General features: G+C 48.5%; 13 protein-coding genes and 1 riboswitch. Of the genes, 5 read left to right on the top strand and 8 right to left on the bottom strand.

Annotated features, from left to right (window positions below; all coding sequences use genetic code 11):
* Positions 1-11: 11 nt before the first annotated feature.
* From ACYVFD_RS07570 to ACYVFD_RS07555, 4 genes are all read right to left on the bottom strand, one after another.
* Positions 12-692, bottom strand: coding sequence for an esterase family protein (locus ACYVFD_RS07570; RefSeq protein WP_461089190.1), 681 nt, complete (start codon positions 690-692; stop codon positions 12-14).
* A 122-nt stretch (positions 693-814) separates the two neighbouring features.
* Complete coding sequence (locus ACYVFD_RS07565; protein ID WP_461089188.1) at positions 815-1,408, bottom strand: GDSL-type esterase/lipase family protein; 594 nt, start codon at positions 1,406-1,408, stop codon at positions 815-817.
* A gap of 6 nt (positions 1,409-1,414) precedes the next feature.
* Positions 1,415-2,494 carry a homoserine O-acetyltransferase family protein gene (locus ACYVFD_RS07560; protein WP_461089187.1) on the bottom strand — a complete coding sequence of 360 codons (1,080 nt, stop codon included), beginning with the start codon at positions 2,492-2,494 and terminating at the stop codon, positions 1,415-1,417.
* A gap of 98 nt (positions 2,495-2,592) precedes the next feature.
* Positions 2,593-3,906, bottom strand: coding sequence for an O-acetylhomoserine aminocarboxypropyltransferase/cysteine synthase family protein (locus ACYVFD_RS07555; protein WP_461089186.1), 1,314 nt, complete (start codon positions 3,904-3,906; stop codon positions 2,593-2,595).
* 218 nt (positions 3,907-4,124) lie between these two features.
* A riboswitch (SAM riboswitch) is annotated at positions 4,125-4,228 on the bottom strand.
* A 188-nt stretch (positions 4,229-4,416) separates the two neighbouring features.
* Here ACYVFD_RS07555 and ACYVFD_RS07550 point away from each other — a divergent pair.
* Entirely contained in the window at positions 4,417-4,743 is a 327-nt protein-coding gene (locus ACYVFD_RS07550) for a DciA family protein (protein ID WP_461089185.1), read from the top strand.
* Between the two features lie 155 nt (positions 4,744-4,898).
* Here ACYVFD_RS07550 and ACYVFD_RS07545 read toward each other — a convergent pair whose 3' ends face one another.
* From ACYVFD_RS07545 to ACYVFD_RS07535, 3 genes are all read right to left on the bottom strand, one after another.
* Complete coding sequence (locus ACYVFD_RS07545) at positions 4,899-5,690, bottom strand: polysaccharide deacetylase family protein (protein ID WP_461089184.1); 792 nt, start codon at positions 5,688-5,690, stop codon at positions 4,899-4,901.
* The gene (locus ACYVFD_RS07540; RefSeq protein ID WP_461089183.1) at positions 5,642-6,640 is read right to left on the bottom strand and encodes a glycosyltransferase family 2 protein; all 999 of its coding nucleotides are present in this window, start codon (positions 6,638-6,640) and stop codon (positions 5,642-5,644) included. Before ACYVFD_RS07540 ends, ACYVFD_RS07545 begins: the two co-directional genes overlap by 49 nt.
* 194 nt (positions 6,641-6,834) lie before the next feature.
* A complete protein-coding gene (locus ACYVFD_RS07535) occupies positions 6,835-8,439 on the bottom strand; it encodes a Na+/H+ antiporter (RefSeq protein WP_461089182.1) in 1,605 nt (534 codons plus the stop codon).
* A gap of 111 nt (positions 8,440-8,550) precedes the next feature.
* On the opposite strand from ACYVFD_RS07535, the gene ACYVFD_RS07530 reads away from it, so the two are divergent.
* The 3 genes from ACYVFD_RS07530 to ACYVFD_RS07520 are packed head-to-tail and all read left to right on the top strand — an operon-like array spanning position 8,551 to position 11,298.
* A complete protein-coding gene (locus ACYVFD_RS07530) occupies positions 8,551-9,543 on the top strand; it encodes an ion channel (RefSeq protein ID WP_461089181.1) in 993 nt (330 codons plus the stop codon).
* 38 nt (positions 9,544-9,581) lie between these two features.
* A complete protein-coding gene (locus tag ACYVFD_RS07525; protein WP_461089180.1) occupies positions 9,582-10,487 on the top strand; it encodes a S66 peptidase family protein in 906 nt (301 codons plus the stop codon).
* 13 nt (positions 10,488-10,500) lie between these two features.
* Positions 10,501-11,298, top strand: coding sequence for an SDR family oxidoreductase (locus tag ACYVFD_RS07520; protein ID WP_461089179.1), 798 nt, complete (start codon positions 10,501-10,503; stop codon positions 11,296-11,298).
* 77 nt (positions 11,299-11,375) lie between these two features.
* On the opposite strand, the gene ACYVFD_RS07515 is transcribed toward ACYVFD_RS07520, so the two are convergent.
* Positions 11,376-12,728, bottom strand: coding sequence for an amidohydrolase (locus ACYVFD_RS07515; protein ID WP_461089178.1), 1,353 nt, complete (start codon positions 12,726-12,728; stop codon positions 11,376-11,378).
* A 270-nt stretch (positions 12,729-12,998) separates the two neighbouring features.
* Between ACYVFD_RS07515 and ACYVFD_RS07510 the strand changes: the two genes are divergently transcribed.
* On the top strand, positions 12,999-13,334 hold the full coding sequence (locus tag ACYVFD_RS07510) for a hypothetical protein (RefSeq protein WP_461089177.1): 336 nt from the start codon (positions 12,999-13,001) through the stop codon (positions 13,332-13,334).
* Positions 13,335-13,349 lie beyond the last annotated feature (15 nt).

Below are 13,349 nucleotides of genomic sequence, written 5' to 3'. Positions count from 1 at the left end.
AGATAGCTAAGCTATAGATATAACTCCACCATCTTTCGCCAGTCGTCGGCTTGATGCGCCCGACCGTCCCAAAGGTATAATTCATGCGATATATCTTTAGCCCAGAGAGTTTCGCTGAGGGTTAGATTGCTGTGTAGAAACGGGTCTTCTGTCCCAACTGTCATCACAATTTCCATTCGGCGAAGGTGATCGATCAGTGTTCCGTCCTGTAGGTTGGGCAGAAAATGATTGGGGCTGTGGTAATAAATCTCCTCGTCGTAATAGCCATCGAACAGCCCGCGAAACTCAGCCACTGGCTCCGACAGATTATACCGGCCACTGAATGCCGCTACTTTCCCGAACCAGTGTGGATGCCGAAAGGCAATGTTCAGGGCATGGTAGGCCCCCAGGCTACAACCATGCGAAATCATAAAGGGCTGTGGGTTTTTGAGACGAGAAAAAGTCAGGACTTCGTTCAGGATATACTGTTCGTACTGGTTATGCCTCCGAATACGGTCCTGTGGGCCAACATAGCGATTGTACACACTTTCCCGGTCAACGCTATCGACGCAAAAGAGTTGAAGCCAGCCTTTGTCGATCCGATCGGCCAGCGCGTCGACTAACCCTAAATCTTCATACTCATGAAATCGGCCGCGCCGAGTCGGAAATACTAACACTCTCGCTCCGGCATGACCGAAAACGAGTAATTCCATGTCACGGTTGAGGTTCGGACTGAACCACTTATGATACTCACGGTGCATACCATATGTGTTACGTACACATGAAAATACAACCATCCGGCTAAATAACTGTGATGAGCCAGGTAAATAAATCGTTAAAAAATTGAGACCTGCTGCTGAAGCGAGCGTTTCCAGGCCTGATACCCAGCCGGACTTAAATGAAGGCCATCACTCTCAAACGCTTCCCGGCGTGGCTGCCCATTTGGCCATAACAACGGTGCCGTCATATCAATATAGTGGGTATTCGGTCGTTTGGCCAGTTCTTTACCAATCAATTCGTTCGTATACCGAATTTGATCAGCAATACCCCAACGGGCAGGACTAATTTTTATGGATAAAAAATAAAGCGGCAAATCGGGGAAATAACGTCGCATTTTGTCGGCGAAGGTGCAGAAGAACAGATAAACTTCTTCGGGATGACGGCCATCGCCCAGATCATTATCGCCAGCGTAAAACACAACGGCTTTAGGCTGAGCGGGTAGCAGGAGCCGCTCAAAAAACCAGGAACAGGCCGCCAGTGTAGATCCGCCAAATCCCAGGTTCAGGGGATTGATTTGAGGGAAATCCTGCGCCAGTGTTGTCCAGAGCCGGATGGATGAACTACCATAAAAAACCACCCTGTCGGATGCGGGCGGTAACGTCGTCAATTTAGATTCCAACTGCCGAACTTCGGCTTCATACCAAACCATATTCCGTTATTTAACCTGCCGAACAACTTCTTCCAACTTAACTATTTCAGCAGGAGCACTAGCCATCCATTTCCGCAATATATTCGCCAATGGTCGAAACTCGATCAAAAAGCCATCATGCCCGTATAACGAATCAATTTCCTCATAGGCCGCATTGGGGATATGGCGGGCCAGAAACTGCTGCTCCGTAGGGGGAAATAACAAATCGGAACGGATACCCACAACCAGGGTATACGCTTTAATCTGCGCTAATGCGTTTAGAATACTTCCCCGGTTCCGGCCCACATTGTGCGAATCCATCACCTTCGACAGCGTCCAATAGGTAAAGGCGTTGAAACGGTCAGCCAGTTTATCGCCCTGATACCGCTGATACCCTGCCGCTTTGTACCCATCCAGTTGCTCATTGTTATCCAGTGCCTGCGTAAAGCCATATGTATCATAATTCCGATACGAAATCATGGCCATAGCCCGAGCCGCTTTCATACCATCTACTCCCGCATCGGCCCGCTTTTCGCGCCAGGTTGGGTCGGCCTCAATGGCCATCCGTTGCGCTTCATTGAAGGCAATACACCAGGGCGAAGCAACAGCACTGGCCGCAATAATAATCAGATTCTGGATCAGATTGGGTTGTAGAATCGCCCATTCCAACGCCTGTTCCCCACCGACTGAACCCCCTATGCAGGTATGAATTTTTTCGATACCTAACTCCTGCCGTAGCAAATCCAGCGCATTTACTATATCGCGAATGGTAATGGCCGGAAAATTATGATAATAGGGTTGGCCAGTTCCCGGATTTATCGACAAGGGGCCCGTTGAGCCATAACATGAGCCGAGTACGTTGGCACAAACAATAAAATGACCTACGCCCGAAGCTGGCTCAGGGTCAAAATACTTACCAGATCCAACCATGCCGCCCCACCAGTCGCCCGCATCGGCATTTCCCGTCAGCGCGTGGCATACCCAGACAACGTTCGACCCATCTTCGTTCAGCGTACCGCGCGTAGTATAAGCCAGCCGAAATCCCGGCAGGTTCTCCCCCGATTCGAGCGAGAAAGAATACTTATAATCGAAATACTGTAGCGTCAATTGAAATATTGTTTCACGTTTCAGGTTTAAGGTTTCAGGTTGGCTGACGATTTCAGTATTAATGCATCAGTCAACCTGAAACCTTGAACCTGAAACAATTAAATACTAACCGGTTCGGCAATTTGAGCGAAGGCCTGCTCGAAATCCGCTTTTATATCGCTGATATGTTCAATACCTGCCGAAACCCGTAAAACGCCTGCTTCAACCCCGGCACTGGCTTGTTCCTGTTCGCTCAGTTGCTGGTGCGTTGTCGCAGCCGGGTGAATGATCAGCGTTTTCGAGTCGCCCACATTCGCCAGGTGGCTTACTAATTTCAGACTGTTCACAAACCGATCGGCAGCGTCTTTATCTCCTTTCACTTTGAAGGTAAATACTCCGCCAAAGCCTCGTTTCAAATATTTTTTAGCCAGTTCGTTATAGGGGCTACTTTCCAGACCAGGGTAGTTGACGAACTCGACCTGATCGTGCTGCTCAAGCCACTGGGCTAATTCCAGGGCATTCTGTACAGTCCGATCAACGCGTAACGAGAGCGTTTCCAGCCCCTGAATCAGCAGAAAGGAGTTAAATGGACTTATCGCCGGACCATAATCGCGTAACCCTTCAACTCGTGCCCGAATGATGAACTGAATATTGCCAAACGGCCCATTTACGCCAAACACATCGCTGAAGACCATACCATGATACCCCTCGGATGGTTCGCTAAATTGCGGGAATTTGCCATTACCCCAGTTATAGTTTCCGCCGTCGATAATGACTCCACCAATACTGGTTCCGTGTCCGCCAATCCACTTTGTAGCCGATTCAACAACAACAGCAGCGCCATGCTCCAGCGGCCGGAACAGGTAGCCACCCGCACCGAATGTATTATCGACAATGAGTGGGATATCGTGCTGCTTTGCCAGGGCCGCAAAAGCCTCGAAGTCGGGAACATTAAAGCCGGGGTTCCCAATGGTTTCGAGATAAATGGCTTTCGTATTGTCATCGATCAGTTTGGCAAACGATTCGGGGTTATCACCATCGGCAAAGCGAGCGTCAATACCGAGCCGTTTGAATGATACCTTGAACTGATTGTACGTACCGCCGTATAAGAATGAAGTGGTCACGAAATTATCACCCGCATTCAGAATATTGCTCAACGCAATAAACTGAGCCGCCTGCCCCGACGATACCGCTAAAGCCGCTACTCCCCCTTCCAGAGCCGCCATGCGTTTTTCAAACACATCGGTGGTTGGGTTCATGATGCGTGTGTAAATATTACCAAACGCTTTTAAGGCAAACAAATCAGCGCCATGAGCCGAGTCGTTGAAGACATACGATGTCGTCTGATAAATAGGCACTGCCCTTGCATTGGTCGTAGGGTCTGGTTCTTGTCCCGCGTGTAGCTGGAGCGTTTCGAAATGAAGTTCTGACATAACAGAAAAGTTGAAAAGTTATAGAGTTGTGATGTTATTAAGTTTGTAGCCCTTGCCGCGTGTTTACTCTTTGATAAACTCCACAACTATATGACTGTAAAACTTTATAACTTTTTAGGAATACACGACAAACCCTCCCAGTTTTCGTGGCAGAAGGTGGTTGTGCTTAGTAAGCCCCGGCGGGCATACAGCGCTGACGGTAGAGCATGTGAATAAACGATTTATAGTTCCTAAATAACTTTAGGCAGGAGTTAGCACCTTGCCGTGTGGTAGGTTGCCAGCGGTTCCCGGAGCCTGATCTCTCCCCGCTTCTGTATAAATCAACGCGCGTCGGTATGATAAAACCGCGTAACTATTGACTTGATGCTGCAAGTATAACAGCCAAAGGGCGCGAATCCAAAAAACGGCTGCTAATTCTAAACATTAAAACATTTTTTACCACAACTCATTCAATTGTCATGCATGACGTTGAATCCTTATTTACTTTTGTAGTAAGAGACATCCCGCCCCATGAACCAAACCTACCGCTTCAATCGCGAAAACACTACCCGAGTCGCTGGCACCACTACTGTCAAGGACGCTATTGGGCAATTACTCAAAGCCTATCAACTGCAGACGCGCTTTAACGAAACATATCTGGAAGCATTTTGGGGGAAAATGATGGGGCCGACCATTGCGTCACGAACCAATCGGCTGTATGTCCGCGACCGGAAGCTTCATATTGAAATCGCATCCGCTCCGCTTCGCAATGAACTTGTGAATGCCAAGCAAAAGCTCATTCAACTCGTCAACAAAGACATGGGTAGCGATGTCATTGACGACGTCGTCTTTATCTAGCATACGTCAAGTAGGCTGGTAAAAAAACAGCAGATTATTTTTTGTCCTCCCGACGCAGGAGGGATCTCAAGTACCAGGCAATTCGAGATCCCTCCTGCGTCGGGAGGACAAAAAAATACACTCGAATAAGCTGGTGTAAGTTGAAACCTGAATTATTAAGCTTTTAACCCCTCCACAAATTCCTGCATCCCTTTAAATTCGCCCATCGGCTTTAGGTATTGCAGTAGCTTTTCGACCCGATCCAGCAATTCGTCCCGTGAATGCCGACGCACATAGGTTGGAATTTTTTCGTAGGCCGACAAGTCCGTAAACTCCCAGGGATGCACATACAGGTTCAGAAACCCGTCGGCTTCGAGGGTCTGGCGGCAGAGTAATTTATAGTAGCTAAACGGAAAATTTTTCAGGCTTAACCAGAACAGCGGCAACCGGAGTGTTGGAGTAACCGATGCCGGAATTTGCCAGACGCCTACCTCCCGGAACGGATGTCGGGGTTCGCCCCAGTGATTATACCGGCCGGGGAGCCAGGTCGGATGCAGCGATGAATTGTACTGATAACCCGCCTGCTTCACATCGTTCGGGTCAACAAAACCCATACGTGCCCGGCGGAAACCTGTGACAGGACGTTTGAGCAGGTCTTCCAGTGCCAGTCGGGATTTGAGCAGATCGGCCGGTTCAAAGGTGGTATGATAATAACCATGTGAGGCTACCTCATGTTTTTGAGCCAGGCGCAGGATTAATGCTGACTCATGAAGGGCGTAGTTAGCCGTTGTAAATAGCGTTGTTCGTACACCCAGTGTATCGAATCGATCAGCCAGGAGCGTTAACCCGCGCGTTGAAACGGCCACCTGCTCATCCAGCGGGATGTTGTGGCCGAATTCAACGGCGGTATCAAATTCTTCTACGTCAACGGTGAATAAAATATCTCTTCCTCGATTGGGAATTGCCATGGCGTTACAGTCTCCTCGATCTCGCTCGTGTCGCCGATGATGTAGGTAGGTCGGCCTTTCACTTCGACGAATGTTTTGCCCAAATATACGCCGATAATACCGATCATAATAAACTGAACGCCACCAATCAGAACAAGGAGTAGCACCAGGGTTGTCCAGCCCGATACGGTTTCGTTGGTAAAATAATGCTCGTACAGGGCTTCTGCTCCGAACAAAATGGCAAACAACGACATGCAGAAGCCGAGCATCACCGACAGATACAAGGGGCGTGTTGAGAACGACGTGATGCCCATAGCCGCCAGTTGTATCATCTTGCGGAACGAGTATTTCGAACGCCCTGCATACCGAGCGGCTGGCTCATATAGAATCCGGCACTGCCGGAAGCCTACCCATGAAATAGCGCCACGCAGAAACAGATCGGCTTCTTTGAACTGCTTGATGGTATCGACTACTTTGCGGTCGAGCAGTCGGAAGTCAGCAGCACCATCCTCAATCTCCAGATTCGAAACCCGACGAAGCACCCGGTAAAAGTATTTTGACGTAGTCCGTTTGAACCACGACAGCTTCGGATCTGGCCGACGAACCGTGTACACCACTTCAAAGCCCTGACGCCACTTTTCAATCAATGTCGGGATCAGTTCGGGTGGGTGTTGCAGATCGGCATCCAGACAAATGACAGCCGCTCCCCGTGCGTTATCATACCCAGCCCGCAAGGCCATCTGGTGGCCAAAATTCCTCGAAAAGGATATGAACCGGACAACAGGATACTCCTGACTCAACTGCCGCAATACATAGCGTGTCTGGTCGGAGCTGCCGTCATCAACGATCAGGATTTCGTAGGATTCGTACTGTTCCATTACCGCCATCAGTCGGTGTACCAGTACGGGGAGATTTTCTTCTTCGTTAAAAGCTGGTACAACCAAACTGATCATACCCGGATGAAATGCCATAGGTAATAAATTAGTAAGATATCGTTACGGACGGGGTTTCGAAGAAACTCGGGTATAAAAATAAGTATATTTACCTAAACTACAATAAGAAAGTAGTTACGTAATTTTTAATTCTTTTATTTATATCCTTAATACTCTATCTATTAACTACTTGTAATTTGACAAGGCTCTTTCTATGCTTATTTGTCTGTTACTCACTCGTTCGGTTGAGCTAGGGTTAACCGGGCTGCTTCCATATCCAGTTCCTGCTCCATTTTTCGGAGAATTTCGCCATCCAGCAAACTGTTCTGGCGCTGCTCTATCAGTACTGTTCGCTCCACATCAATCACTTCGAGTTGCAATCGGATCGCCTGCTGATACAATTCGGTCGGTCTATGGGTCGTGCTGATCGCCCCTCGCAGCATACCATTCAGTTCATTAATCCGTAACTCATATGTGTTTTTCACATAATTGAGTACGTCATCGTGTACCGAGCCCGCCGAATGATTGGCTTCCAGGTGCGTAATAACCTGCAATGCCATCGTTCGGCGTAGTTTACGCTCTTCCTGTTTCTCATCTATTGACTCCCGCACGTTCAGCGTTTCGACCAGTAAGGGTAAGGTCAATCCCTGCACCACCAGCGTAATAAAAATGACGATAAAGGTAATGAACAGAATCAGGTCGCGGGCTGGGAAAGGCTGCCCATTAGGCAAGGTATTGGGCAACGCCAGTGCACCAGCCAGCGAGACCACTCCCCGCATACCAGCCCAACCAATAACGGCTATTTGCTGCCAGGTGGGTTTTTCTTCTCGTTGGCGGATGCGAGCACTAAGCCAGCGTGGCACATAGGCACCAGGAAAAACCCACAGTAGTCGACTAATTACGGCAACCGCGCTAATCAGTAGTGCATAATTAATGGCTTCGGGAAGTGTATAGCCATTCAGACTGGACACGATCATCGGGAGCTGTAAGCCAATCAGGATAAATACGAGTCCATTCAGCAGGAATACAACAATTTCCCAAACCGAATTGGTCTGTAACCGACTATGGTAGGTAAATAGCTCAGACGTTCGGGCCGAGAGGAATAGCCCTGTTGTGACAACGGCCAGGACACCAGAAAGATGAAAATTTTCGGCAATCAGGTATGATCCATAGGGTGTCAGCAACGTAACAGCCGTACTGGTCACATTATCTTTACTGATCATCCGATGCACCCATATCATGATCCAGCCAATGGCTAGCCCGATCGCTACACTAGTCAGTGCAATACCAATAAATTTATAACTGGCTTCCCACAGTACAAACTGATTCGTGAGGATAGCCACCAGACCATAGCGATAAATTATCAGGCTCGTGGCATCATTGACCAGGCTTTCGCCCTCCAGGACCGTGGTAATACGTTTCGGCACGTTAAGCCCACGCATGACTGATGTAGCCGCTACGGCATCGGGGGGAGCAATGATAGCGCCTAATAAGTACCCTTGTGCCAGCGAAAAGCTAGGAATAAAGGCATGAGCCACAAACGCTACGATGGTAGACGTAAAGAGGACCAATCCAACAGCCAGCAATGATACCGACCGGCTATATAATTTCAATTCTACATTGTCGATCTGCCAGGAAGCCGCATAGAGCAAAGGCGGTAGAAAAACCAGAAATACCTGATCAGGTGACAAAATAACGGGCGGCAAACCCGGTATCCAGCCAATCAGCAGTCCGACAATAACCAACAGGATAGGATAAGATATTCGCAGCCAACGGGCCACTACTGCCAACAATGTTGTGACACCTAGCAGACCCGTTACAATTTCAATTGGATGCATTAAATGAATAGAATTGGGAATGATTGCCGTTGAGCGGTAAACAGCCGAACAAATTTGCTATAACTTTGCCAGTAAACCACGTCTGGTGACAGAGTAACAAATCTACTCGTTATGAATTCATCTCCCCGCCAGGTTTTTACTAAAACACACCAAAGTAGTCAGTTAGTTGAGCAGGAAGAGCAACGTAACGATATTGGCTTTGGCACCAAAATTACGGATTCGCGCTCACGACTAGTGAATCAGGATGGTAGCTACAATATCGTTCGCCTAAATGCCAATTTGTGGGACCAGCTAAACATTTACAATCGGCTCATCACCATGCCATGGTCGCATTTTCTGGGCTGGATTATACTGGCTTATCTGACAGCAAACACGCTATTCGCGGGTATTTACATGCTGGCAGGGGCTGGTACACTCCAGGGCATGGACGATGATTCCATCTACGGTCCGTTCTGGAAGTGTTTCTTTTTCAGTTCACAAACGCTCACCACTGTAGGGTACGGCCATATTTCTCCTAACAGTTTTCTGACCAGTTGCATCTCGGCCTTTGAGTCGATGGTAGGGTTACTAGCCTTTGCGCTGGCTACCGGTCTGCTCTATGGGCGGTTTTCCCGGCCAGTTGCTCACGTTCGTTTTTCCAGCCATGCCGTACTGGCTCCCTATCTGGATGTCAATGCCTGGATGTTTCGTGTCATCAATACGCGTCCTAACCAGCTTATCAATCTGGAAGTAACGGTAAGCCTGTCGCGAATAGAAACCAATGCCGATGGAACACCCATCCGAAAGTATTACGGACTTCATCTAGAACGAAATAAAGTTTCTTTTTTCCCAGCCAACTGGACGCTGGTTCACGCCATTACGGAAAATAGTCCACTGTATGGCCTAACGCCCGACGATCTGGAAAAATCGGATAGCGAATTTCTGATTTCGTTCCAGGCCATGGACGATACCTTCGTACAAAGCGTCCATCGGCGTTTTTCGTATCGGTACAATGAGGTACGGTGGGGTTATAAATTCAAAGCCATGTACGACAGTGCCCAAACAAGCCTTGTCACACTTGACCTCGATAAGCTCGACGATATTGAAGAAGTCCCTTTAAATTAATACGGGTTTACCGTAAACCGTAAAACGATACATTCACCTTGATTCTCCCTCCTTTTTTACGCCCCGGCGATACGGTTGGTGTAGTAGCACCGGCTAGTTGGTTTCCTTATGAAGAACTGGCCGACGGGCTTCGCATTTTACGTGACGACTGGAAACTAAACGTGATTGAAGGGGATAGTCTGCAAGCCATCGACGGCCCCTTTGCCGGTTCGGATGACCTCCGTCGGGCCGATCTCCAACGATTATTCGACAACCCAACGGTTCGGGCTGTTTTTGCGGCTCGCGGGGGTTATGGCTGTTATCGAATTGCTGATGGACTTGATTTAGCAGGCTTGCAGGCCAATCCAAAGTGGCTGGTGGGTTTTAGTGACGTCACTGTCTTGCTTAGTCTTTTCGTTAATCATCAGATTGTGAGCCTTCACGGACTGATGCCCCGTCAATTTGGCGATCCTGACCGAGTCGCTTCGCTGGAGTCGTTACGGCAGTGGCTGTTTGGCGAAGTGCCTGCTCAATACACAGTACCTCCCCATTCGCTTAACCGGATTGGTCAGGATACAGGTCCATTAGTTGGTGGCAATTTAACGATGCTGAGCAATTCAATTGGCACACCCACCGACGTTGACTTTGATGGCAAAATTCTATTCATCGAAGACATCGACGAAACGTTTTTTTCCCTCGACCGAATGATGACCCAGCTTCGACGGGGAGGACGCTTGGCGAATCTGGCCGGACTGGTTGTCGGTCAGTTTACCGATATGCGTGCTAATACATCACTTCCCTTTGGCAAGGACGCTTTCGAGATCATTTCAGATACCGTTTCGGCCTACAGCTATCCTGTGTTGTTCGATTTTCCGGCTGGTCACGTGCCGTTCAACCTGGCCTTACCGATCGGGAAAGACGTGAAGTTGGTGGTTACGGAGCAAACGGCACATATCGAATTCTAACTGTCCCACTTCCATGAGTTTCTCCAATTCGGTCATCTGGATTACGGGAGCATCGTCCGGTATCGGTGAAGCCATCGCACTGGAGCTGGCGAAGCAGAAAAATGTATCGCTGGTGCTTTCGGCCCGTCGTGAAGATGAATTACAGCGGGTGGCCAATCAAACCGGCTTACCGGGTTCCAACCTGTTGGTATTGCCGATGGATATGACTGATGTAGATCATTTGGCCGCTCATGTCGAAACGGTACGTCAGCGGTTTGGTCGAATTGATTACCTATTTCAGAATGCCGGTATTAGTCAGCGAAGTACCGTTGTCGATACCGACTTTTCGGTTTATCGGCAAATCATGGAGGTAAATTTCTTCGGGGTAGTTGCGCTTACCAAAGCGGTTTTACCGATCATGCTGGCACAGGGTAAGGGCCATTTTGTGGTAACGAGCAGCGTAGCCGGAAAATTAGCGACCAAACAACGCTCCGGCTATTGCGCGAGCAAACATGCCCTGCACGGCTTTTTCGACGCCCTTCGATCGGAAGTTTATAATGCCGGGCTTCGCGTAACGATTGTTTGTCCCGGTTATATCAGAACTGCCATTTCGGTCAATGCGCTGGAAGCCAGTGGGCAAAAACACAATAAAATGGACGAGAATCAGGAGAAGGGCATGGCTCCCGATGACTTCGCCCAACGACTGTTACGAGCCGTTGACGCCAAAAAAGAAGAAGTCTACATTGGCGGGGCCGAAATTTACGGTATCTACCTCAAGCGTTTCTTCCCCGGTTTACTATCGCGACTGCTGCGAAAACGAAAAGGGGTTTAAACACGGAGGCACTGAGATCACAGAGAGATTTAAAAGAAAAACTCTGTGATCTCAGTGCCCTCTGTGTTTCATTTTTCTTACTGCCCGCCCAGGGTCAACTCCTTAACGGCAACGCCTTTGTTAGCGAACTCCATGTAATCGGTGGTCAGGCGACATAATGATTTCATACCCAGCACAAAACCACCTTCGTCGATGTAGAAATCGGGCGTGTGGTGCGATGGCACTTCGGTTCCTTTTTTGTCTTTAGGCATTCCACCCAGGAAGAAAAAGAAACCCGGCACCTTTTGCTGGTAGAATGAAAAGTCTTCGGCACCGGTTTGCGCGGGCGTAATCTTTACGTTATTCTTACCTGCAACTGTTTCGAGCGAAGGAATCATCTGATCGGTCAACTTCGGATCGTTGTACGTAACCGGGTACATGATGTCGATTTTCACTTCGGCTTTGGCACCTGCACTTTCAGCAATATTGGTTGCAATTTCGTTGATCCGACGATGCACCAATTGTTGCGCTTCGGGGCTGAAGGTACGAATGGTACCAATCATGTTCGCTTCTTCCGGGATGATATTCTGGCGGATACCGCTATGCAATGCCCCAACTGTTACGACAGCGGCATTATCGGTCAGGGTAAGGTTACGACTGACGATCGTTTGCAAGCCCATAACCACCTGCGCCGAGGTAACGATCGGGTCTACGCTCGACCAGGGGGCCGCACCGTGTGCCTGTCTCCCTTTGATCTTAATCGCGTACGAGTCAACCGCAGCCATCGTAGCACCCGGCCGGTACTTGATAGTTCCTACTTCGGTCTGCGAATTGATATGCAGACCAAAAATGGCATCGACTTTAGGATTTTCCAGAACGCCTTCTTTCACCATCAGGTAAGCACCACCCTCTTCACCGGTAGGGGCACCTTCTTCGGCAGGCTGAAAAATAAACTTAACCGTACCTCGCAGGTCGGCCTTCACCGAAGTCAGAATTTCGGCTACGCCCATCAGAATCGCTACGTGTGTGTCGTGCCCACACGCATGCATAACTCCCGTTTGCTGCCCATTGTATTCGGTGCGTTCCTGCGATTTAAACGGTACGTCAACGCGCTCCGTTACCGGCAGTCCATCCATATCCGCCCGAAGCGCAACGACTGGACCGGGCTTCCCTCCTTTCAGCAAGCCAACGACACCCGTTTTGCCAACGCCGGTTTTGACTTCTATACCCAATGATTGCAGGTGTGCGGCAATTTTAGCCGCTGTCTGAAACTCCCGGTTACCCAATTCAGGGTGCTGGTGAAAATCCCGACGCCAGGTTACTACCTTTTTTTCAAGGCTTTCGGCCATTTTGTCCATTCGGGTATTCAACGTAGCGACCTGCCCGAAGGTCGACTGCGTAAAAAGTCCACCTAAAAGCAGTGAAGAAATCAATAAGTTATGCTTTTTCATCAAAAAAGTCAGTTTTTGAAACTTAGCTAGATCACCGTACAAGTTACGCATAAAAGCCGTAGAAAATAAGGCCATTACAGTGCTATTCACCAAAATCAATTCTTCCCAGACCTATTCGTAATTTTATATTTTCTTCTGACTACTCATCACAAAATTCTGTTGTTAGTAACCTTTTGTATAATTTCTGCGTCAAACAATTCAAAGCAGGCAATGGTATCTCAATAGCGTGTATAGCCTGCTCTATTCGTCTGTCTTATCAACGCCATTCCAATGACAATACAGTTTAGTACACAGGAGCTTGACGAAATCAGACGGTATTTAAACAGCATTGCGTCTGGAGAAACCCAAAACCAGTTGACTGAAGCTTATCAGGATTCCCAGGCGTGGACCACCCTATTTCTTTTGCTCAGGAAGTTACTGGCTTATGGAATCCATCACATTGAGCAAACGAATCAGGAAATAAGCTATACAGATTTGCAGAAAAAAACGCAGAAGCCTGGCGACATGCTGGTACATGTTCAGACGTATGTTGACGAGTTCAGCCAATTGTTAACTACGTATATTGCGCATCATTCAAATAACTTGTCCAATCAAATCAAAGCCTAACCTTTTACTCACTCT

Source organism: Spirosoma gilvum (assembly GCF_054776815.1).
This window is presented reverse-complemented; position numbering and strand designations above follow the sequence as displayed.